This window comes from Streptomyces sp. NPDC001480 (assembly GCF_042894725.1).
Classification (GTDB): Bacteria; Actinomycetota; Actinomycetes; order Streptomycetales; family Streptomycetaceae; genus Streptomyces.
The window spans coordinates 131341-151858 of the sequence record NZ_JBIAVX010000019.1 but is presented as its reverse complement, the minus strand read 5'-3'; the positions used below and the strand labels follow the sequence as shown (position 1 = coordinate 151858).

Below are 20518 nucleotides of genomic sequence, written 5' to 3'. Positions count from 1 at the left end.
GTCCCGGTTCAGCCGCCGGAGCTGCCCTTGCCGCCGCCGAAGCCGCCGCGGTGGACTCCGGAGTGGTGGCTGTCGTCGTCCGAGGAGCCGCCCGAGCCCTTGCCGGGCTTGGTGAAGGAGCCGCTGTCGACCCAGCCGTTCTTCTTCTTGCCGCCGTAGTACCAGGCGCCGTTGACGGAGGTCTTGGTGCTGGTGGACTTGCAGTTCTTGTCGGAGACGACCTTGTAGCCCTTGGTGAGGTTGTAGCTGTCGCGGTCGACGCAGCGCTTGTCCGGGTCGGAGGAGCAGGCGGTGAGGGCGGCGGCGAGGACGCCCATGCCGCCGAGGACGACCGTGGTGGAGCGGAATTGCCTGTGAGTGTTCGCCATGTTTCGCATTGCCCCCGTTGATGTTCTTCCTTGTCCGATATCGCGGTCAGCCTAGAGATCGGTGAGATCTCGTTCGAACGAGGGTCCGGGCTTCGTCGCTCCCCTACAGTCACTTTGTGCTCTTTGGAATGGTGTGCGCGCTAGGCGCGGCGGTCTGCTTCGGTACGGCGACGGTGTGGCAGGCGATGGCCGCGCGGGCGGCGAGCACGGACGGGGGCGGCGGGGACGCGGCGCTGCTGCTGCGGGCGCTGCGGCAGTGGCGGTACCTGGCCGGGCTGGCGCTGGACGGACTGGGGTTCCTGTTGCAGGTCGCGGCGCTGCGGGCGGTGCCCATCTACGCGGTGGGCGCGGCGCTGGCCTCCAGCCTGGCGGTCACCGCGGTGGTCGCGGCCCGGTTGCTGCGGGTGCGGCTGAGCGGCGTGGAGTGGGCGGCCGTGGGGGTCGTGTGCGCGGGGCTGGCGATGCTGGGGCTGGCGTCGGGGACGGAGGGCGACCGGGGCGGGCCGGCCGCGCTGAAGTGGGTGATGCTCGCGACCGCGGTGGGGGTGCTGCTGCTGGGCGGGGCCGGCGGACGGCTGCCGGAGCGGGGGCGGGCGCTGCTGCTCGGGCTGGGGGCCGGATTCGGGTTCGGGGTGGTGGAGGTGACGGTGCGGCTGATCGACTCGCTGCGGCCGGCCGCCCTGCTCGCCAACCCGGCGACGTACGCGCTGCTGATCGGCGGGGGTGCCGCGTTCCTGCTGCTGACGTCGGCCCTCCAGCGGGGCTCGGTGACGGCGGCCACCGCCGGGATGGTCATCGGGGAGACGCTGGGCCCGGCGGCCGTGGGCGTGGTGTGGCTCGGCGACCGGACGCGGGAAGGGCTCGCGTGGCTGGCCGTGCTGGGATTCCTGGTGGCGGTGGTGGGCGCGCTGGCGCTGGCGCGGTTCGGGGAGGCGCCGGCCGAGCCGGCCTGAGACGATCATTTCCTTCCCGCCGATTCGCCGATTTTTATCCCTCATCTTTTCCAGCTTTTTCTGGCAAGCGCTTACATAAGGTCACCATCCGGACAAGCGAAAAAGTCCATTGAATGTTGAACGCCGTGGAGATTCTGTGCGTACTCGATGACGTGACCAGTAATCCCGTCACCATCACCGTGGCGTATCACGTGGTGCCGGGCCATGAGGCCGACTTCCATTCCTGGGGGTGGGCCATGCTGGGCGCCAGCGCGCGCCAGCCGGGCTTTATGGGGGGTGGTGTTCTTGTCGACGAGGGCTCGGAGTGGCATGTCGTCTACCGCTTCGCCAGCGAGAACACGGCCCGAGCCTGGGAGAACTCGCCGGACCGGTGGCAGTGGGACACCCGGGTGGCGGGGTTTGGGCAGGAGACGGGCCGCCGCAGCGTGCACGGTGCGAAAGCGTGGTTCGACGCACAGGACGCCCAGGCCGCCAAGCCCGCCCTGCCGGCGGCTCCGACTCCTCCGGCAAAATGGAAACTGTGGTTCATTAACATGAGCGCGGTGTTTCCGCCGGTGCTTCTGTTCAATATCATCGTGATCCCCTATCTCGGCGGACTCAATCCGATCGTTCGCACGCTGTTTTTGTGCCTGTGCGTGACGGCAATCGTCACCTGGATTCTCATGCCGCGCCTCCAGCGTTTCTTCAAGAAATGGCTGTACCCACCGCTTCAGGCGCTCCGTGGACGGCACAAACGACGGACCGCGTAGACCCGGGAACGACGCAAGGGAGGTGGGCGGGTGAAGACCCTGCTCATCGACAATTACGACTCGTACACGTACAACCTGTTCCAGCTGATCGCCGAGGTCAACGGCGAGGAGCCGGTGGTTATCCGCAACGACACCCCCGCCGACTCGCTCCCCGACCTCGCGGAGTTCGACAACGTGGTGGTGTCACCGGGCCCGGGGCACCCTGCCGAGTCCCGCGACTTCGGCATCAGCGCACGGGTGATCGCTCAGTCGCGGCTGCCGCTGCTCGGCGTCTGCCTGGGCCACCAGGGCATAGGCCTCGGGGAGAGCGCCCGGGTGCTGCCCGCCCCGGAGCCCCGGCACGGGCATCTGTCGACGGTCAGGCACGACGGACAGGACCTGTTCCGCGGGCTGCCGCAGAACTTCACCGCGGTCCGCTACCACTCGCTGAGCGTGCACGAGCCGCTGCCCGAGACCCTCGAGGCCACCGCCTGGTCCGAGGACGGCGTGCTGATGGGTCTGCGGCACCGCGGCCGGCCCCTGTGGGGTGTGCAGTTCCACCCGGAGTCCGTCCTGACCGAGTACGGCCACCGGATGCTGGTGAACTTCCGCAACCTCACGGCCGAGCTCGCCCGCAAGCCCCGGACGAAGAACACCGCGGTCACTGCGATCAGCCGCCCCTCCCCCACCCCGCTGGTCGCGGCCATCCCCCGCCCGCGGCGCGCCGGCCGCCCCGCCTACCGCCTGCACACCCGGCGCATCGCCACCGCGGTGGACGCCGAGGCCGCGTTCACCCGGATGTACGCCGACTCCGCGCGGTCGTTCTGGCTGGACAGCTCCCTGGTCGAGCCGGGGCTCTCCCGTTTCTCGTACTTCGGCGACGACAGCGGCCCGCTCGCCGAGTTCGTGCGCTACGACGTCACGGCCGGCCGCTGCGAGATCGAGCGGGCCGGACGGCCCCCGCGCAAGGTCACCGCGACCGTCTTCGACTACCTCAGGCGGCAGTTGACGAACCGCCAGGTGGACGCCACCGGGCTGCCCTTCGACTTCACCGGCGGCTACGTCGGCTACTTCGGCTACGAGACGAAGGCCGACTGCGGCTCGCCGAACCGGCACCGGGCCGAGACCCCGGACGCCTGCTGGCTGTTCGCCGACCGGCTGATCGTGGTGGACCACGAGGAAGGGTTCACCTACGCGGTCTGCCTGGCGGAGGACACCCCGCAGGCCACCCTGGAGGCCGCGGACTGGCTGGAGAGCGCGGTGGCCCAGCTGACCTTCGTGGCCCCGGACGGGGACCCGCGGCCGCTGCCCGCCACCGCCGCCCCGGACCTCGGCGCCGCCGAGCCGTGGCTGGTCCGCGACCGGGAGACGTACCTCGCGGACGTCGAGGCCTGCCAGGACGAGCTGCGGGCGGGCACCAGTTACGAGGTCTGCCTGACCAACGCCGCCCGGCTGCCCGCGCCGGCCGACTCGTACGCCCTGTACCGGGTTCTGCGCCGCGTCAACCCGGCGCCGTACGCGGCCTTCCTGAGGTTCGGCGACCTCGACGTGGCCGGCTCCTCCCCCGAGCGGTTCCTGCGGATCACCCGGGACGGGATCGCCGAGGCCAGACCGATCAAGGGCACCGCGCCCCGGGGCGAGACCCCCGCGGAGGACGCCCGGCTGCGGGACGCGCTCGCGGCGGACGCCAAGACCCGCGCCGAGAACCTGATGATCGTCGACCTGCTCCGCAACGACCTCGGCCAGGTCTGCCGGACCGGCACGGTACGGGTCTCCCGGCTCATGGCCACCGAGACCTACGCCACCGTCCACCAGCTCGTCTCCACCGTCGAGGGACGGCTGCGCGAGGGCACCCACGCCGTGGACTGCGTCCGCGCCTGCTTCCCCGGCGGATCGATGACCGGCGCGCCGAAACTGCGCACCCTGGAGATCATCGACTCCCTGGAGACCGAGGCCCGCGGCGTGTACTCCGGAGCCCTCGGCTACCTCGGGTGCAGCGGCGGCGCGGACCTGAGCATCGTCATCCGTACGGCCGTCCTCGCCGACGGTCTGCTGCACCTCGGCGCCGGCGGGGCGATCGTCCTCGACTCCGATCCGGTCGCCGAGTACGAGGAGATGCTGCTGAAGACGGCGGCCCAGATGCGGGCCCTGCACACCCTGCGGGAGCAGACGCCGGCGCAGGCCGAGGCAGTCCGGGACACGGGCGCGACCGCGATACGGGTCAGGACCCTCCAGGACATGGGAGCGGCCACCGCTCCGGTCCCGGCGCGCCCCCGTCCCCGCCGCGAACCCGCCGCGCTCCCGGCCGCCGTCCCGGCCGTCGTGGAAGAGCCCGCCCGGTGACCGCCCCGCATCCCACCGCGGCCCCGGCGGACACTCCCGGCCGACGCGAGTCCGCGACCACCCCCGCGGCACCCGGCACCCGCCACCAGGCCGCCGCCCTCGCGGCCGTGACACAGGAGCCCGCCCGATGACCGCCCCGCATCCCCCGGCGGCTCCGCCCGCCCGCACCGCCCCCCTCACGCGCCCCGTCGCGGCGGCCCCGGCCGACGCCGACGCCCCCGGCAACCTCGCGGCCCACCTCGCCGCGCTGGCCGAGCGGCGCGGGTGGGCCGGGCGGGTCGCCTTCCACCAGGGGCACCGGATCTGGACCCACGGTGAGGTGCACGAGCTCGCGGCCCGCGCGGCGAGCGTGCTCGCCGGTGAGGGAGTGCGGCCCGGCGACCGGGTGCTGCTGGCGCTGCCCGACGGCATCGCCTGGGTGACGGCGTTCCTGGCCACCGCCCGTCTCGGGGCCGTGGCCGTGCTGGTCAACCCCGAACTCCCGGCGGCCGAGCACGCGTTCATGGCCGAGGACACCGACGCCGTGCTGTGCGTGACCGGGCCGGGCCTGGAGGACCGGTTCCCCGGCCGGACCCGGATCGGCGCCGACCAGCTGGTCGCGTTCACCCCGGCCGCCGAGCCGGCCGCCGCCCACCCGGTCGACGCGCACACCCCGCTGTACGTGCAGTACACCTCCGGCACGACGGGCCGCCCCAAGGGGGTGGTGCACGTGCACGGCGACCCGAAGACGTACTACGACCTCATCGGGCGGCGGCTGCTGCGGATCACCGAGGACGACGTCACCCTGTCGGTGTCGAAGCTGTACTTCGCCTACGGCTTCGGCAACGCCTTCGTCTTCCCGCTGTTCTCCGGCTCGTCCGCCGTGCTGGTGGACGGGCGCCCGACCCCCGCCGCCGTGGACGGGCTGGTCGCCCGGCACCGGGTGACCCTGCTCTACTCCGTGCCGTCCGCGTACGCCGCGCTGGTCGCCGACCGGGGCAACGGCCACGAGGCCTGCTTCGCCTCGGTACGGGCCGCGGTGTCGGCCGGCGAGGGCATGCCCGAGGGCCTCGGCCGGCAGGTGACCGAACTCCTCGGCGCGCCCGTGCTGGAGCAGATCGGCTCCACCGAGGCCGGGCACGCCTTCTGCGCCAACGGCTTCGACCACAGCCACCCGGGCACCGTGGGCCGTGCCGTACCCGGCTTCGAGGTGGAGCTGCGCGACCACGCCGGGCGCCCGGTGCCGGACGGCGCTGAGGGCGAGATGTGGGTGCGCGGGCCGACGGTCACGCCCGGCTACCTGAACCGGCCCGAGGAGACCGAGCGCACCCTGCGCGGCGGCTGGCTGGCCACCCACGACCGGGCGCGCCGCGAGCCGGACGGCACCTTCCGGCACCTGGGCCGCACCGACGACATGGAGATGGTCGGCGGTATCACCGTCTCCCCGCTGGAGGTGGAGGCCGTGCTGCGGACCCATCCGGCGGTCCGGGAGGTCGCGGTGGTGGCCGTCAGCGACGGGCCCGGCGCCAGCCGGCTGCGCGCCTTCGTGGTGCCCGCCGCCACGCCGCCGCCGGGCCTCCAGGACGACCTGATCCGGCTGGCCCGGGAGCGCCTGGCCGCCTTCAAGGTCCCCAGGAGCGTCAGCTTCGTCCCGTCGCTCCCGCGCACGTCCACCGGCAAGCTCCGCCGCCATCTGGTCCGCCAGGGCGCGTGGTGACCATGGCAGAAAGGAACGGCCTCATGGCCCGACAGCCCCTACTGGCCGACCGCGCGTTCTATCTGGGTCCCGTCTTCCGGGACGCCGCCGACCGCCACGGCGCCGTCTTCGTCACCCTGGACCGGCCGCTGGATGTCAGCCCCGGCCTCGGCGTCGACCTCAGCTACCGGGTGCTGGCCGACGTCGTCGACGAGCTGTCCGGCCGGCTGTGGGAGGCCGGGGTGCGGCCCTCGGAGCAGGTCGTCGTCCACAAGACGGACAACGTCGACATCGTGCTGCTGACCTGCGCCGTCTCCCGTATCGGCGCCGTCCCCGTGCTGCTCTCGCCGACGCTGGCCGGTCCCGTCGCCGGACAGCTGCTCCAGCGGCTGCGCCGGCCCTGGCTGATCACCGACCGGGCGAAGCTCGAGGGCCCGCTGCGGGAGATCGACGACCTGTCCGTGCTGGTACGGCGGACGCTGTCCGTGGACGACGCACCCGGCGCGGAGCCGCTGGAGAAGTACGCCGGAGCCCAGCCGCCCGCGCCGGTCCGGCTCCACCCCCGCGAACCCGCCCTCGTCACCCACAGCTCGGGCACCACCGGCGTCCCCAAGCTGGCCGTGCACTGCGCGGGCGCCATGTGGAACCGGCTGGTCCCGCAGCAGGCGATGGGCTGGCCCACGCGCGGCGAGACCGCGGCGCTGCACATGTCCTTCGCGCACTCGCGCTTCTACCACCTGCTCGGCGTCCTGCTGCGCTTCGGCAGCCCGCTGGTGCTGATCACCGATCCGGACCCTGCCGCGGTGGGACCGCTGCTGGCCCGGCACCGGCCCGGGATCGTCGAGACCCACCCCAACACGTTCGTGCTGTGGGAGGAGCTGGCCGACGCGCCGGGGGCGCCGCTGTCCCGGGTCCGCTCGTACGGCTCGACCTTCGACGCCATCCACCCGCGGACCGTGAAGCGGCTGCTGAACGCCTCCAGACGCCGTGCGCCCTGGCTGATCCAGCTGTACGGGCAGAGCGAGACGGGCCCGGTCGCCTTCCAGTGGTTCACCCGGCGCAGCGCGTCCCGCGCGGACGGCCGCCGGGTCGGGACCGGGATACCGGGCTTCACCCGGATCCGGGTCACCGCCGCCGACGGCAGCCGGGCCAGGCCCGGCGAGCCCGGCCGGATCGAGGCCCGCACCAGGGGCCGCATCCTCACCTACCTCGGCGCCCCAGAGCAGTACGAGCGCCAGCTGGACGGCGAGTGGTGGCAGATGGGCGACATGGGCTACCGGAGCCGCCTGGGTGCCCTGTACCTGATCGACCGGGAGGTCGACCGGATCGACGCCGTGCACAGCAATCTGGAGGTGGAGGACACGCTGATGGACCGTCTGGAGGAGCTGCGTGAGGTCGTCATCGTGCCCGGCGTGGACCGCGAGCCGGTACCGGTGGTGTGCGTCCGCGGCGAACGGCCACTGGACCCGGAGCGCTGGCGGGAGGCCACGGCCGATCTGCCCGCGATGGCGGAGCCGCGGCAGTGGCGGTTCGAGGAGCTGCCGATGACGGCGACGTGGAAGGTGAAACGGGTGGAGATCACCCGCATGCTGGCCGAGGGTGCCCGCGCGTGATCCCGGTCGTCGTGGTGGGCGCCGGCCCCGTGGGCCTGTCGGCGGCGCTGGCCCTGCGCGCCCACGGCCTGCCGGTGCTGCTTCTGGAAGCCGACCCGGAGGGCCGTCGGCGTCCCGGCAGCCGCGCGCTGTTCGTGCACCGGGAGACGCTGCGGCTGCTCGACGGGATGCGCCCGGGGCTGGCCGCCGAGATCACCGGGTACGGGCAGACCTGGCACACCCGCCGCACCCTGTACCGGGGACGTGAGGTGTACTCGCGCACGTTCCCGCCGCCGTCCGGGCTGCCGCCCTTCACCAGCCTGCGCCAGGTGGACACCGAGCGGTTCCTGCTCGCCGCCTGCGCGGAGGCCGGGGTGGAGTTCGTCTGGGACGCGGAGGTGACGGGCGTACGGACCGGCCCCGAGGAGGCCGTGCTGACGACCGCGGACGGGCGGGCCTTCAGCACCCGGTACGTCATCGCCGCGGACGGGGCCCGGTCGGCGGTCCGGGCGGCGCTCGGCATCCGGATGGAGGGCACGCACGGGGACGGTTTCCACGTCGTGGTGGACGTGTCCGACGTGCCGGGTGCCGAGCTGCCGCTGGAGCGGGTCTTCCACTACGAGCATCCCGGGCTCGGCGGGCGCAGCGTGATGCGCGTGCCGTTCACCGGCGGCTTCCAGGTCGACCTCCAGTGCCGGGACGACGACGAACGGGAGGAGTTCGGCACCGAGGAGGCGGTACGGCGGTGGCTGCCCGCGGTCGTCGGGGAGGGGTACGCAGAGCGCATCCTGTGGGTGTCGACGTACCGCTTCCTGCGCAGGGTGGCGGCCTCGTTCACCGACCCGCACGGGCGGGTGCTGCTCGTCGGTGAGGCGGCGCACCTGTTCCCGCCGTTCGGTGCGCGCGGCATGAACAGCGGGATCGCGGACGCGGCGGCGGCGGCCGAGGCGGTCGCTGCCGGGACCGTGGACGCGGTGGCCGGTTTCGACGAGGTGCGGCGGGCCGCGGGCCTGTTCAACAGTGCGGCCGCCGGGGCCGCGCTGGACCATCTGCGGCCGCGGCGGCGGATCGTGCGGGTCAAGCAGCGCGCGGCGGCGACCCTCGCGCCGGTGCTGCCGTGGTGCGGGTCGTGGCTGGAGCACGCTCCGTACGGTCCGCGGCACGGGGCACCGGCGACGGCCGGCAAGTACTGAGGAGGCGAGCGCTGTGACACGACCGGCGACCATGGAAGGCCTGCTGACGTGGACGCCCCGTGGTGGGCTGACGGCCGGTCCGGCGGACGGCGGGCGGCTGCTCGTCGCGGACTCCTGGCTGGTGCGCGACGGCCGGGTGCGCGGCCTCGGCCGGCACCGGGAGCGCTTCCTGCGGGCCTGCGGCGAGTGCGACGGGCCGCCGCTGCGCCGGCTCCTGGAGTTCTGGCAGGACATGACGGCGGCGCTGCCGCGTACGGGTGAGTGGTTTCCGCGGGTGGAACTGGCGGCAGGCTCCGGGGAGTTGCGGCTGCTGCTGCGGCACGCGCCGCCGCTCGGCAGCGAGATACGGGTGTGGGCGGCGGGCCAGTCGGATCCGCGGATCCTCCCCCGCCGCAAGGGCCCGGACCTGGACGCCCTGGCCCGGGTCCGGCGGCGGGCGACCGGCGCGGGCGCCGAGGAAGCGGTGCTGGTGACGCCGTCCGGTGTGGTGCTGGAGGCGGCCACCGCGAGCGTGCTGTGGTGGGAGGACGACACCCTGTGCCTGCCCGAGCCACGGCTGCCCGTACTGCCCGGGGTGACCGTGGGCCTCATCCAGGAACGGGCCCTGCGCCGCGGTGTCCGGGTCGCGCATCGCGAGCGGACCGTGGCGGAGCTGGACGGCCGTGAGGTGTGGCTGGTCAACGCGCTGCACGGCATCCGGCCGGTGACGGGCTGGACGGGCGGGCAGGGCGGGCCGATACGGGCAGCCGTTCCGGTGCATGCGCCGGAATGGCGGGAATGGCTGGACGGCATCATGGGGCCGCTGCCGGAGAAATAGACGGAACAAAAAAATGACGGGCATCGGCGATTCGCGCCGATGCCCGCTTTCCGCATTCACTGCGCATTTATTTTTGAGCCGGCTGATAGCCTCCCGGCACCATCCTGGTCGCGATCGCGATCCGGTTGTAGGCGTTGATGACGGTGGCCGCCCAGATCAGTGCGGCGATCTGGTTCTCGTCGAAGACCTCGGCGGCCTCGGCGTAGACCGCGTCGGGCACATGGCCGCCGTGCACCAGGGTCACGGCCTCGGTCAACGCCAGTGCGGCGCGCTCGCGTTCATGGAAGAAGGGCGTCTCCCGCCAGGCGTTCAGGGCGTAGATCCGCTGCTCGGTCTCGCCCTTGGCGCGGGCGTCCTTGGTGTGCATGTCGAGGCAGAAGGCGCAGCCGTTGATCTGGGAGGCGCGGATCCGGATCAGTTCCAGGATTTCCGGTTCCACCTTCGCGTCCTGGGCGGCGGAAACGGCAGCGCCGTGCAGCGCACCCATGGCGGCGGACACGTCGGGGGTGATTTTCTTCAGGGCCACGCGGGATATGGAGTCGCTAGTGCTCATGGGGAGACTCTAATACCTGTGTCCGTCGAAATGAATTCCGGACCGGAAAACCCGCCCGATTATTCCGGCAGCGCCGCGCACAGCGCGTCCAGTGCCCCGGACCACGCGTGGTCCGGGGGTGTCCCGTACCCCACGACGAGGGCGTCCGGCGGCTCGGTGGCCGACTCCGGATGCCGGTAGCGGCTCAGGCCGTGCACCGCGACCCCGTGCCAGGCCGCCGCCCGCAGTGTCGCCTGTTCGGTGCCCGGCGGGAGCCTGAGCACCACGTGCAGGCCCGCCGCGATGCCGGTGGCACGGACCGAGGGAGCCCTCCTGGCGAGCTCGGCCACCAGGGCGTCCCGGCGGCGCCGGTAGCGCAGGCGGGAGGAGCGGACGTGGCGGTCGTAGGCGCCGGAGGTGAGGAACTCGGCGAGGGTCAGCTGGTCGAGCACCCCGCAGGTGTCGTGCAGCCCCTTGGCCGCCGTGACCTCCGCCGCCAGCGCCGGCGGCAGCACCATCCAGGCCAGCCGGAGCCCGGGGGCGAGGGACTTGCTGGCGGTGCCCAGGTGGACGACGTGGTCGGGGTCGAGTCCCTGGAGGGCGCCGACCGGCTGACGGTCGTAGCGGAACTCCCCGTCGTAGTCGTCCTCCAGGACCAGCCCGCCGGTGCGCCGGGCCCAGTCCACGACGGCCGCCCGCCGGTCGGGGTGCAGCGCCACGCCCATCGGGAACTGGTGGGCGGGGGTGAGCAGGACCGCCTCGGCGGGCCTCGGATCACGGGTGTCGGTGCCCAGTTCGTCGTACGGCAGGGGGCGCGTGATCAGCCCCGCGTCGGTCAGCAGCTTCCAGTAGACATCGAGGCCGTACGACTCCACCGCCATGGTCCGTGCGCCGCGTGCCCGCAGCACCCTGGCGAGGAGCCGCAGACCGTGGGTGAACCCGGCGCAGACGACGATGGCGTCCGGGTCGGCGCGTACGCCCCGGGAGCGGGAGAGGTAGGCGGCCAGGGCGGTGCGCAGCTCGGGGCGGCCCCGCGGGTCGCCGTAGTCGAGGGCGTGGCTGGGGGCGGCGGTCAGGGCGCGGCGGGCGGCCTTGAGCCATTCGGCGCGGGGGAAGGCGGCGAGGTCGGGGGTGCCGGGGACGAGGTTGTAGGCCGGCCGGGGCGGTTCACGGCGGCGGGGCGCGGTGCCGCCGGCCGACGGGACCACGGTCCGGTCCGCGACGCGCGTGCCCGAGCCCTGCCGGGCGGTGAGCCAGCCCTCGGCGACCAGGTCGCCGTAGGCGTCGGCGACCGTGTTGCGGGCGATGCCCAGGTCGGCGGCGAGGGTGCGGGAGGACGGCAGGCGGGTGCCGGGGGCCAGGCGGCCGGTGCGGACGGCGTCCCGCAGGGCGTCCGTCAGGCCCCGGCGCAGGCCGCCCGCGCGGGCCGGCTCCAGGTGCAGGTCGATGCCCGAAGTGGCCCGGTTTTCCGCCATGGAAATGGACCATACTCCTGGGCCGCCTCGCTCATAAGGTCGAGGACATGAGCACACAGGAAACCGCCGAGTACGCCCCTGAACACCCTGCCCGCCTCCACTGGGCCCAGCTGGCCCCCGAGGTCTACAAGGCGATGGTCCGGCTGGACACGGCCGCCAGGAAGGGCCTGGACCCGAAGCTGTACGAGCTGGTGAAGATCCGCGCCTCGCAGCTCAACCACTGCGCCTTCTGCCTCGACATGCACACCAAGGACGCCCTCGCGGCCGGCGAGAGCGTCGAGCGGATCGTGCAGCTCAGCGCGTGGGAGGAGTCGCGGCACTTCTACACGGAGAAGGAACTGGCGGCGATCGAGCTGACCGAGGCGATCACGGTCCTGACGGACGGCTTCGTCCCGGACGAGGTGTACGAGAAGGCCGCCAAGCGGTTCGAGGAGGCCGAGCTGGCGCAGCTGATCGCCGCGATCACGACGATCAACGCGTGGAACCGGTTCGGCGTGACCACCCGGATGACCCCGGGCCACTACCAGCCGGGGCAGCACCAGTGAGCCGCACGCAGCTGCTGGACCGCGAGGTCGGCACGGCCATGTCGGCGCTCAGCGCGGCCGCGAAGAAGGGGCTCGGCGACCCGGTCCTGGCCGAACTCGTCATGATCCGCGCCTCCCAGCTCAACCACTGCGCGTTCTGCCTCGACATGCACCTCCGGGTGGCCCGCGAGAACGGGGAGTCGGAGGACCGTGTCCAGCTGCTGAACGCCTGGGAGGAGGCAGAGGACCTCTACACCGAGCGGGAGCGGGCGGCACTGGCGCTGACCGAGGCGGTGACCGTGCTGACGGACGGCTTCGTCCCGGACGAGGTGTACGAGCGCGCCGCCAAGCAGTTCGAGGAGCCCGAACTGGCCCACCTCTTCGCCCTGATCACCGCCATCAACAGCTGGAACCGGGTCATGGTGAGCCGACGCGTCGCGCCGGGGGGTTACCGGCCCTGAGGAAGGTCGGATACTCGACGACGCCCTAGCCTGGACGCATGGCGAGCACGATCGAGTTCAGGCCCACCGAAGAGGACGAGCGGATCATCCGGGCCGCCATGCAGAGCGGCGACAGCCCGAGTGACGTGATCCGGCGCGCGCTGCGACTGCTGGAACGCGAGGTGTGGCTGGCCGAAGCCCGTACGGCAGCCAAGCGGCTCGCGGACGAGGACCTCTCCGGAGAAGCGGACGCTTGGTGATGCCGGACGGCCTGGTCATGAGCCCGTCCTCGATGCCGTGGAACATCGCGACCACCATCCCGACGTCCACGGGGGCGCAGCCCACGGTGTTCCGTCCGGAGTCGGAGATCGCCGGCACTCGGACGCGGCTGCTCATCGATCAGATCCGCACGGTCGACGTCAGCTACATCCACGGCGACCCCGTCCACTGCCTCGACCGCGACGAGATGGCCGAGGTGGAGCACGCGCTCAGTCGCTACCTCGGGCTCTGATCCGCCGGGCGCCCGCTAGGAGCGCCCGGCGGCCGCACCCGCCGTCAGGACAGCCACGTCTTCCACGTGGAGGGGTGGCCGGCCACCCACTTCTTCGCCGCCTCCTCCGGGGTCAGCTTCTGGTCGGCGATCATCAGGGAGACCTCGTTCTGGTCCTCGGTGGTCCACTTGAACTTCTTCAGGAAGGCGGCCGCCTTGCCGCCGGACTTGGCGAAGTCGGCGTTGAGGTACTTCTGGAGCGGGGTGTGCGGGTAGGAGCAGGCGACCTTCGCCGCGTCCGCGTCGCAGCCCTCCTTGTACGGCGGCAGCTTCACCTCGGTCATGGGGACCTTCTTGAACAGCCACTGGGGCGAGTACCAGTACGTCAGGAAGGGCTTCTTCTCCTTGGCGAACTGCCGCATCTGGGTGATCTGGGCGGCCTCGGAGCCGGCGAAGACGACCTGGTAGTCCAGCTTGAGGTTGTTGACCAGCGCCTTGTCGTTGGTGACGTAGGACGGGGAGCCGTCCATGAGCTGGCCCTTGCCGCCGCTCTCCGGGGTGCGGAAGAGCGAGGAGTACTTGTTGAGGTTCCTCCAGTCGGTGATGTCCGGGTGCTGCTCGGCGAGGTAGGTGGGGACGAACCAGCCGATGTGCCCGGTCACCCCCAGTCCGCCGCCGCGCGCGATCGTCTTCTTGTCGTCGACGTACCGCTTCTCCTGGTCGGGGTGGCCCCAGTCCTCCAGGATCGCGTCGACCCGGCCCTGGCTGAGCGCGTCCCAGGCGGGGACCTCGTCGACCTGGACGGTGTCCACGCGGTAGCCGAGCTTGTGCTCCAGGAGGTACTGGGCGACGGCCACGTTGGACTGGGCGCCGACCCAGGACTGCACGGACAGGGTGACCGTCTTCGACCCCTGCGCGTTGGCGAACGGCGAGGCCTGCTTGGTCATGTCGGCGGCACCGCACCCGGTGACCAGCGACAGGGCCGCCGCGCCGGAGGCGATCAGGGCCGCCTTGCGGTCGATCCTCATGTCACGCTCCCTTCGTCGCGCGGCGTTCGGTGGGCTGGGTCACCCGGTCCAGGACCAGGCCGAGGCAGACGATCGCCGCGCCGGCCACCAGGCCGGTCGCGAGGTCGCCCTGGGCGAGGCCGAAGGCCACGTCGTAGCCGAGGGCGCCGCCGCCGACCAGGCCGCCGATGATGACGACGGCCAGGACCAGGACCACGCCCTGGTTGACGGCGAGCAGCAGCGACCGGCGGGCGAGCGGGAGCTGCACCTGCCACAGCTGCTGCCGGCCGGTGGCGCCGAGCGAACGGGCCGACTCCAGCGCGGCCGGGTCGACCTGGCGCAGGCCCTGCGCGGTGATCCGTACGACGGCGGGAAGGGCGTAGACCACCGCCGCGGCGACGGCGGGGGCGCGGCCGACGCCGAACAGGGCGACGACCGGGATCAGGTACACGAACTGCGGCATCGTCTGGAAGACGTCCAGGACCGGGCGCAGCGCGCGTTCGAAGCGGTCGCTGCGGGCCGCGGCGATACCGGTGGCGAAGCCCAGGACGAGGGTGACGGCGACGGCCGCCAGGACCTGCGAGAGCGTGTCCAGGGACGGCTCCCACACGCCGAGCACACCGATCGCGGCCATCGCGAGGACGGCGGTCAGCGCGGTGCGCCAGGTGCCGATCACCCAGGCCAGCGCGGCCACGATCAGCAGCACCGACCACCAGGGCAGCCACTGGAGACCGGAGCGCAGCGGGTCGAGGACCCAGGTGGTGAAGTGCCCGGCCCAGTCCGCGGTGCCGCCGACGACCGGAACGCCGGTGTACAGGTGCGCGGTCATCCAGTCGACGGCGCGGTTGACGGGCTGGGCGACGTCCAGGGTCCAGGCGTCGGGCCAGTCGACCCGGCCCAGGAGACGGGCGGCCAGGGCGACGGCCACGGTACCGGCCGCCGCGTACAGCCAGCCCATGGACCGGGAGCGGGCGGTGCCGTCCCCGGCCGCGCAGGTGATCCGGTCCAGGACGACGGCGAGCAGCACGATCGGGATGCCCGCCGACAGGGCCGCGCCCACGTCGACGGAGGCCAGTGCCTGGTAGACGCGGTCACCGAGGCCGCCGGCGCCGATGACCGAGGCGATGACCGCCATGGACAGCGCCATCATGATCGTCTGGTTGAGGCCGAGGAGGAGTTCCTTGCGGGCCAGCGGGATGCGCGCGGTCACCAGGCGCTGCCGGGCCGTGGCGCCGAGCGAGTCCACCGCCTCCAGCACCTCGGGGTCGGCGCCGCGCAGGCCGAGCGCGGTGAGGCGGGCCATGGGCGGGGCGGCGTAGACGACGGTGGCGAGGACCGCCGCCGGGACGCCGATGCCGAAGACCAGGACGACCGGGAGCAGGTAGGCGAAGGCCGGCAGCACCTGCATGGTGTCCAGGACCGGGCGCAGGGCGCGGTCCAGGCGGTCGGAGAGCCCGGCGCCCAGGCCGAGCACGAAGCCGACGGCCACGGAGACCAGGACGGCGACCACCATCAGCGCGAGGGTCTGCATGGTCGGCACCCACATGCCGAGCACACCGCAGGCGAGGAACGCGGCGGCCGTGCCCAGCGCGAGCCGGACCCCGGCGACCCGCCATGCGACGAGCGCGCCGAACGCGGTGACGCCGGCCCAGCCGGCGGCGAGCAGGGCGAGGTACACGGCGCGTACGGAGAGCACGACCGCGTTGCTGATGTAGCCGAAGAAGTACAGGAACAGCGGGTGGCTGTCCCGGTTGTCGATGACCCAGTCGCTGGCGTCGGCGAGCGGCTTGGCCAGGTCGACGGTGAGCGCGTGCGGCCATGCCGCGTTCGGCCAGCGGGCCGCGGCGAGGGGCACGAGGACGGCCGCGGCCAGGGCGAGCAGGAGGAGTTTGCGGGTGGCGCGGTGTTTGAGGATGCCGGGGAGGGCGAGACGCGGAGCGCTCGCGGTGACGGTTGCCATCAGACGACCTCCGCACCGGCGTCGGCGGACGGCGTCTGCGGGCGGCGCTTCGGGAGGGCCGCCCGCTGCCGGGCGCGTGCGGCCAGTCGGGCGGCACGGCTGCTCTCGGTCACGGAGTTGCCGGCCACGAACCCGAGCAGCGCGTCCGCGTCCACCACCCCGAGGCACCGTCCCTGGTCCACCACGCACGTCGCCCTGCCGTCCGCCGCCACGACCTTGATCGCGTCGGCGACGACCATGTCCGGCCGGAGCGCGCCCGGGTGGTCGGGGCCGCCGCAGTCGCCGGGACGCATGGCCGTGCGGACGGTCATGACCTGTTCGCGGGGCACGTCCCGGACGAACTCGCGGACGTAGTCGTCGGCCGGGGAGCCGACGATCTCCTCGGGGGTGCCGAGCTGTACCACGCGGCCGTCGCGCATGAGGGCGATGCGGTCGCCGAGTTTGAGGGCCTCGCTGAGGTCGTGGGTGATGAAGACCATCGTGCGGCCCTCCTCGCGGTGCAGGCGGACCACCTCGTCCTGCATGTCGCGCCGGATCAGCGGGTCGAGGGCGCTGAACGGCTCGTCGAAGAGCAGCACCTCGGGGTCGACGGCGAGCGCGCGGGCGAGGCCGACGCGCTGCCGCTGGCCGCCGGAGAGCTGGGCGGGCCGGCGCTTCTCCATGCCCTTGAGGCCGACCTTGTCGACGACCTCCTTGGCCCGGGCCCGGCGCTCGGCGCGGCCGACGCCCTGGATCTCCAGGCCGTAGGCCACGTTGTCGAGGACCGTGCGGTGCGGGAGCAGGCCGAAGTGCTGGAAGACCATGGCGGCGCGGTGGCGGCGCAGCTGGCGCAGCCGGGTGCGGTCCATGGAGCGGACGTCCTCGCCGTCGATGGCGATGGTGCCCGAGGTCGGTTCGATCAGCCGGGTCAGACAGCGCACCAGGGTGGACTTGCCGGAGCCGGACAGGCCCATGACGACGAAGACCTCGCCCTTGCGGACGTCGAAGGAGACGTCGCGGACGGCGGCCGTGCAGCCGGTGCGGGAGCGCAGCTCGGCGGGCGCGAGACCGGTCAGCTCGGGGTCGTCCGGGACGCGGTCGGCCTTGGGGCCGAACACTTTCCACAGGCCGTCCACCGCGAAGACGGGGGCGTCGTCGGTGGGCGGCTTACGGGTGGCGGGTGTGGTGGGTGTGGCGGTCATCGCACACCACCTCCGATCAGGTCGACGGCTTTCTCACCGACCATCAGCACCCCGATCATGGGGTTGACGGCGGTCATGGTCGGGAACACGGACGCGTCGGCGATGCGGATGCCGTCGAGGCCGCGGATCCTCAGTTCGGGGTCGACGACGGCGAGTTCGTCGTCGACGGCACCCATGCGGCAGGTGCCCGCCGGGTGGTAGACGGTGTGCGCGACCTTGCGGGCGTACTCGCTGAGCTCGGCGTCGCCGAGGATCTCCGGGCCCGGGCAGACCTCGCGCTTCAGCCAGCCGGCGAGCGGTTCGGTCTTGGCGATCTCACGGGCGATGCGGATGCCGTCGACGAGGGTGCGGGCGTCGTAGTCGTCCTCGTCGGTGAAGTAGCGGAAGTCCAGGGCGGGCTTGACCGACGGGTCGGCGCTGGTCAGGTACAGACGGCCGCGGCTCTTCGGCTTGGGGATGTTGGGGGTCATCGAGACGCCGTACTGCGGGCGTTCGTAGCCCAGGCGTTCGGGATTGTCCGTGAAGGGGACCTGGTAGAAGTGGAACATCAGGTCCGGGCCCGCGTGTTGGGGGTCGCGGCGCACGAACAGGCCCGCGTCGGAGTCCATCGCGGAGTTCTCCGGGATCGGGCCGTTCGTCTCCCAGACGATCACCGACTCGGGGTGGTCCAGGAGGTTCTCGCCGACGCCCGGCAGGTCGTGGGCGACCGGTATGCCGAGCCGCTCCAGGTCGGCCTTCGGGCCGATGCCGGAGTGCAGCAGCAGGCGGGGCGAGTCGACCGCGCCCGCGCACAGCAGGACCTCGGTGCGGGCCCGGACGAGGATCTCCTCGCCGTCCTTGGTGCGGACGTGCACGCCGCGGGCGCGGTTGCCGTCCAGCTCCAGCTTGTACGCCCAGGTCTCCAGCAGGATGGTGAGGCCCGGGCGCTCGTCCATCACCGGGTGCAGGTAGGCCACGGAGGCGCTGGAGCGCTTGTTGTTCTCGGGGTGGTAGGCGAGGTCGAAGAATCCGGTGCCCTCGGTGAAGGGCTTGCGGTTGAAGCCTTCGACCTTGGGTACTCCGAGTGCGGACCGGGCGGCGTCGACGAAGTCGCGGGCGATGGCGTTCCGGTCGTTCTCGTCGACCGGGACGATGTTGTTGAGGAGGCGGGCGTAGTAGGCCTCCATGGGGACGGGGCCCCAGCCCTTGGCGCCGGCGGCCTCCCACTCGTCCCAGTCGGAGGGCAGGGGTTTGAAGGCGATGAGGGTGTTGTGGGAGGAGCAGCCGCCGAGGACGCGGGCACGGCTGTGCCGGATGTGGGAGTTGCCGCGCGGCTGTTCGGTGGTGGGGTAGTCGTAGTCGAGGTCGCCGCCGAGGAGGCCCATCCAGCGGCGCAGGGTGAGGACGTCGTCGCGGTCGACGTCGCTGGGGCCGCCCTCGATGACGGCGACGGTGACGTCCGGGTTCTCGGTGAGGCGGGAGGCGATGACGGAGCCTGCCGTGCCGCCGCCGATCACGACGTAGTCGTAGACGTGAGGACTGTCGGACATGGTGGTGCTCACTCCAGGGTGGGGGCGCTCGGGGAAGTCGGGGGTGGGGGGCGGGAGGTGGGCGGTCGCGGTGGGTCTGGGTCGCGGTGGGTCCGGTCCCGGTGGGGAGGCGGGAGGTCAACCGGCGAACGGGAGGTCAGCCGGCGAACCAGCGCACCGGCTTCGGCGCCAGGTTCTGGTAGACGTGCTTGGTCTCGCGGTACTCGGCGAGTCCGGCGGGGCCGAGTTCGCGTCCCACGCCGCTCTTGCCGAAGCCGCCCCATTCCGCCTGCGGCAGGTAGGGGTGGAAGTCGTTGATCCAGACGGTGCCGTGCCGCAGCCGTCCGGCGACGCGCCGGGCGCGGCCGGCGTCGGCGGTCCAGACGGCGCCCGCGAGGCCGTACTCGGTGTCGTTGGCGAGGAACACGGCCTCGTCCTCGGTGCGGAAGGTCTCGACGGTGAGGACCGGGCCGAAGACCTCCTCCCGGACGACCTTCATCTCGCGGTGGCAGCGGTCGAGGACGGTCGGCTCGTAGAAGTAGCCGGCCTCGGGGCGGGTGTCGCCGGGCCGGGGCCGCTTGCCGCCACAGCGGAGCACGGCGCCCTCGGAGAGGGCGGATTCGACGTACGCCTCCACCTTGTCGCGCTGCTGCTCGGAGACGAGCGGGCCGCACTCCACGCCGTCCTCGGTGCCCCGGCCGAGGCGGATCTTCTCGGCGCGGCGCACGAGTTCGGCGACGAAGCGGTCCCGGACGGACTCCTCGACGATGAGGCGGGCGCCGGCCGAGCAGACCTGGCCGCTGTGGATGAAGGCGGCGTTGAGTGCCTGGTCGACGGCGGTGTCGAAGCCCTCGTCGGTGGCGCAGGCGTCGGCGAAGACGACGTTGGGGTTCTTGCCGCCGAGTTCGAGGGCGACCTTCTTGACGGTCGGGGCGGCGGCCTGCGCGACCTTGGTGCCGCTGACCAGGCCGCCGGTGAAGGAGACCAGGTCGACGTCGGGGTGCTCGGCGAGGCGGGCGCCGACGGTGTGGCCGGGCCCGGTGACGATGTTGGCCACGCCGGCCGGCAGCCCGGCCTCCGCCAGCAGCTCGATCAGGGCGATGGTGGTCATCGGGGTGATCTCGCTGGGCTTGACGACGAAGGTGTTGCCCGCGGCGAGGGCCGGGGCGATCTTCCAACTGGCCTGGAGGAGGGGGTAGTTCCAGGGGGTTATCAGCGCGCAGACGCCGATGGGCTCGTGCACGACGACGCTGTGGACGTCGGGCGAGCCCGCGTCGACGACCCGGCCGGGGGCCTCGCCGGCGACGAGGTCGGCGAAGTAACGGAAGGCGTCGGCGACACAGTCGATGTCGACGCGGCCCTCCTCGACGGTCTTGCCCGCGTCCCGGCTCTCCAGCAGACCGAGCTCCTCGCGGTCACGCACGAGGAGGTCGGCCACCCGGCGCAGCAGGGCGGCGCGCTCGGTGACCGGCGTGCGCGGCCACGGTCCCTCGTCGAAGGCGCGGCGGGCGGCGGCCACCGCGACCTCCGCGTCCTTCTCGTCTCCCTCCGCGACCACGGCGAAGGGCAGGGCGTCCGCGGGGTCGAGGATCTCGCGGGTCGCGCCGGAGACCGCTTCCAGCCATTCGCCCCCGGCGCAGATGGTCGCCCTTGCCTGTCGTTCCCTTGTCGTCGCCATGCTCGCTGTTGCCTTCCGTTCCTGTTCAGCTCCGGTGTGTCACACACGTGTCAC

20 protein-coding genes are annotated in these 20518 nt (G+C 72.6%); 12 read left to right on the top strand and 8 right to left on the bottom strand.

Going from position 1 to position 20518, the window contains the following annotated elements; translation table 11 throughout:
• Positions 1-8: 8 nt before the first annotated feature.
• Positions 9-368, bottom strand: coding sequence for a hypothetical protein (locus ACFY01_RS37655; RefSeq protein ID WP_390740271.1), 360 nt, complete (start codon positions 366-368; stop codon positions 9-11).
• A gap of 128 nt (positions 369-496) precedes the next feature.
• Here ACFY01_RS37655 and ACFY01_RS37650 point away from each other — a divergent pair, with 128 nt between their 5' ends.
• From ACFY01_RS37650 to ACFY01_RS37615, 8 genes are all read left to right on the top strand, one after another.
• The gene (locus tag ACFY01_RS37650; RefSeq protein WP_390740318.1) at positions 497-1321 is read left to right on the top strand and encodes a hypothetical protein; all 825 of its coding nucleotides are present in this window, start codon (positions 497-499) and stop codon (positions 1319-1321) included.
• A 113-nt stretch (positions 1322-1434) separates the two neighbouring features.
• A complete protein-coding gene (locus ACFY01_RS37645; RefSeq protein WP_390740270.1) occupies positions 1435-2070 on the top strand; it encodes a hypothetical protein in 636 nt (211 codons plus the stop codon).
• Between the two features lie 30 nt (positions 2071-2100).
• Positions 2101-4392 (top strand): aminodeoxychorismate synthase component I, encoded by a 2292-nt coding sequence (gene pabB, locus ACFY01_RS37640; protein ID WP_390740269.1) that lies wholly within the window; start codon positions 2101-2103, stop codon positions 4390-4392.
• Complete coding sequence (locus ACFY01_RS37635; RefSeq protein ID WP_390740268.1) at positions 4389-4523, top strand: hypothetical protein; 135 nt, start codon at positions 4389-4391, stop codon at positions 4521-4523. Before pabB ends, ACFY01_RS37635 begins: the two co-directional genes overlap by 4 nt.
• Positions 4520-6088, top strand: a complete 1569-nt coding sequence (locus tag ACFY01_RS37630; RefSeq protein WP_390740267.1) for a benzoate-CoA ligase family protein — start codon at positions 4520-4522, stop codon at positions 6086-6088. Before ACFY01_RS37635 ends, ACFY01_RS37630 begins: the two co-directional genes overlap by 4 nt.
• A 23-nt stretch (positions 6089-6111) precedes the next feature.
• Positions 6112-7680, top strand: a complete 1569-nt coding sequence (locus ACFY01_RS37625; RefSeq protein ID WP_390740266.1) for a class I adenylate-forming enzyme family protein — start codon at positions 6112-6114, stop codon at positions 7678-7680.
• Complete coding sequence (locus ACFY01_RS37620; RefSeq protein WP_390740265.1) at positions 7677-8852, top strand: FAD-dependent monooxygenase; 1176 nt, start codon at positions 7677-7679, stop codon at positions 8850-8852. The genes ACFY01_RS37625 and ACFY01_RS37620 overlap by 4 nt, the downstream gene beginning before the upstream one ends.
• 13 nt (positions 8853-8865) lie before the next feature.
• Positions 8866-9669: an aminotransferase class IV gene (locus ACFY01_RS37615; RefSeq protein ID WP_390740264.1), complete on the top strand. Its 804-nt coding sequence runs from the start codon at positions 8866-8868 to the stop codon at positions 9667-9669.
• Positions 9670-9736: 67 nt separating this feature from the next.
• On the opposite strand, the gene ACFY01_RS37610 is transcribed toward ACFY01_RS37615, so the two are convergent.
• Together ACFY01_RS37610 and ACFY01_RS37605 are read right to left on the bottom strand one after the other, a co-directional pair.
• Positions 9737-10222 (bottom strand): carboxymuconolactone decarboxylase family protein, encoded by a 486-nt coding sequence (locus ACFY01_RS37610; protein WP_390740263.1) that lies wholly within the window; start codon positions 10220-10222, stop codon positions 9737-9739.
• Positions 10223-10281: 59 nt separating this feature from the next.
• Positions 10282-11676, bottom strand: a complete 1395-nt coding sequence (locus tag ACFY01_RS37605) for a PLP-dependent aminotransferase family protein (RefSeq protein ID WP_390740262.1) — start codon at positions 11674-11676, stop codon at positions 10282-10284.
• A 47-nt stretch (positions 11677-11723) separates the two neighbouring features.
• On the opposite strand from ACFY01_RS37605, the gene ACFY01_RS37600 reads away from it, so the two are divergent.
• Genes ACFY01_RS37600 through ACFY01_RS37585 form a run of 4 tightly spaced genes read left to right on the top strand, consistent with a single transcriptional unit; the run spans position 11724 to position 13151 of the window.
• Positions 11724-12221 carry a carboxymuconolactone decarboxylase family protein gene (locus ACFY01_RS37600; RefSeq protein WP_390740261.1) on the top strand — a complete coding sequence of 166 codons (498 nt, stop codon included), beginning with the start codon at positions 11724-11726 and terminating at the stop codon, positions 12219-12221.
• Entirely contained in the window at positions 12218-12661 is a 444-nt protein-coding gene (locus tag ACFY01_RS37595) for a carboxymuconolactone decarboxylase family protein (RefSeq protein ID WP_390740260.1), read from the top strand. Before ACFY01_RS37600 ends, ACFY01_RS37595 begins: the two co-directional genes overlap by 4 nt.
• Before the next feature lie 38 nt (positions 12662-12699).
• Positions 12700-12900, top strand: a complete 201-nt coding sequence (locus ACFY01_RS37590) for a hypothetical protein (RefSeq protein WP_390740259.1) — start codon at positions 12700-12702, stop codon at positions 12898-12900.
• Positions 12900-13151, top strand: a complete 252-nt coding sequence (locus ACFY01_RS37585) for a type II toxin-antitoxin system PemK/MazF family toxin (protein WP_390740317.1) — start codon at positions 12900-12902, stop codon at positions 13149-13151. Before ACFY01_RS37590 ends, ACFY01_RS37585 begins: the two co-directional genes overlap by 1 nt.
• A 44-nt stretch (positions 13152-13195) precedes the next feature.
• On the opposite strand, the gene ACFY01_RS37580 is transcribed toward ACFY01_RS37585, so the two are convergent.
• From ACFY01_RS37580 to ACFY01_RS37560, 5 genes are all read right to left on the bottom strand, one after another.
• Positions 13196-14158 carry an ABC transporter substrate-binding protein gene (locus ACFY01_RS37580; protein ID WP_390740258.1) on the bottom strand — a complete coding sequence of 321 codons (963 nt, stop codon included), beginning with the start codon at positions 14156-14158 and terminating at the stop codon, positions 13196-13198.
• A 1-nt stretch (position 14159) separates the two neighbouring features.
• Complete coding sequence (locus ACFY01_RS37575) at positions 14160-16097, bottom strand: ABC transporter permease (RefSeq protein WP_390740257.1); 1938 nt, start codon at positions 16095-16097, stop codon at positions 14160-14162.
• Entirely contained in the window at positions 16097-17278 is a 1182-nt protein-coding gene (locus ACFY01_RS37570) for a glycine betaine/L-proline ABC transporter ATP-binding protein (protein ID WP_390740256.1), read from the bottom strand. The genes ACFY01_RS37575 and ACFY01_RS37570 overlap by 1 nt, the downstream gene beginning before the upstream one ends.
• Positions 17275-18807, bottom strand: coding sequence for a GMC family oxidoreductase (locus tag ACFY01_RS37565; RefSeq protein ID WP_390740255.1), 1533 nt, complete (start codon positions 18805-18807; stop codon positions 17275-17277). Before ACFY01_RS37565 ends, ACFY01_RS37570 begins: the two co-directional genes overlap by 4 nt.
• 136 nt (positions 18808-18943) lie before the next feature.
• The gene (locus ACFY01_RS37560) at positions 18944-20464 is read right to left on the bottom strand and encodes an aldehyde dehydrogenase family protein (RefSeq protein ID WP_390740254.1); all 1521 of its coding nucleotides are present in this window, start codon (positions 20462-20464) and stop codon (positions 18944-18946) included.
• Positions 20465-20518: the final 54 nt, after the last annotated feature.

Excerpts from the sequence above, each read along its gene's own strand:
- ACFY01_RS37655 (WP_390740271.1), bottom strand. The coding sequence starts at position 368 with ATGGCGAACACTCACAGGCAATTCCGCTCCACCACGGTCGTCCTCGGC.
- ACFY01_RS37610 (WP_390740263.1), bottom strand. The coding sequence starts at position 10,222 with ATGAGCACTAGCGACTCCATATCCCGCGTGGCCCTGAAGAAAATCACC.
- ACFY01_RS37585 (WP_390740317.1), top strand. The coding sequence starts at position 12,900 with ATGCCGGACGGCCTGGTCATGAGCCCGTCCTCGATGCCGTGGAACATC.
- ACFY01_RS37645 (WP_390740270.1), top strand. The coding sequence starts at position 1,435 with ATGTTGAACGCCGTGGAGATTCTGTGCGTACTCGATGACGTGACCAGT.
- ACFY01_RS37565 (WP_390740255.1), bottom strand. The coding sequence starts at position 18,807 with ATGTCCGACAGTCCTCACGTCTACGACTACGTCGTGATCGGCGGCGGC.
- ACFY01_RS37625 (WP_390740266.1), top strand. The coding sequence starts at position 6,112 with ATGGCCCGACAGCCCCTACTGGCCGACCGCGCGTTCTATCTGGGTCCC.
- ACFY01_RS37560 (WP_390740254.1), bottom strand. The coding sequence starts at position 20,464 with ATGGCGACGACAAGGGAACGACAGGCAAGGGCGACCATCTGCGCCGGG.
- ACFY01_RS37580 (WP_390740258.1), bottom strand. The coding sequence starts at position 14,158 with ATGAGGATCGACCGCAAGGCGGCCCTGATCGCCTCCGGCGCGGCGGCC.
- ACFY01_RS37630 (WP_390740267.1), top strand. The coding sequence starts at position 4,520 with ATGACCGCCCCGCATCCCCCGGCGGCTCCGCCCGCCCGCACCGCCCCC.
- ACFY01_RS37600 (WP_390740261.1), top strand. The coding sequence starts at position 11,724 with ATGAGCACACAGGAAACCGCCGAGTACGCCCCTGAACACCCTGCCCGC.
- ACFY01_RS37650 (WP_390740318.1), top strand. The coding sequence starts at position 497 with ATGGTGTGCGCGCTAGGCGCGGCGGTCTGCTTCGGTACGGCGACGGTG.
- ACFY01_RS37605 (WP_390740262.1), bottom strand. The coding sequence starts at position 11,676 with ATGGCGGAAAACCGGGCCACTTCGGGCATCGACCTGCACCTGGAGCCG.
- ACFY01_RS37590 (WP_390740259.1), top strand. The coding sequence starts at position 12,700 with ATGGCGAGCACGATCGAGTTCAGGCCCACCGAAGAGGACGAGCGGATC.
- ACFY01_RS37570 (WP_390740256.1), bottom strand. The coding sequence starts at position 17,278 with ATGACCGCCACACCCACCACACCCGCCACCCGTAAGCCGCCCACCGAC.
- ACFY01_RS37575 (WP_390740257.1), bottom strand. The coding sequence starts at position 16,097 with ATGGCAACCGTCACCGCGAGCGCTCCGCGTCTCGCCCTCCCCGGCATC.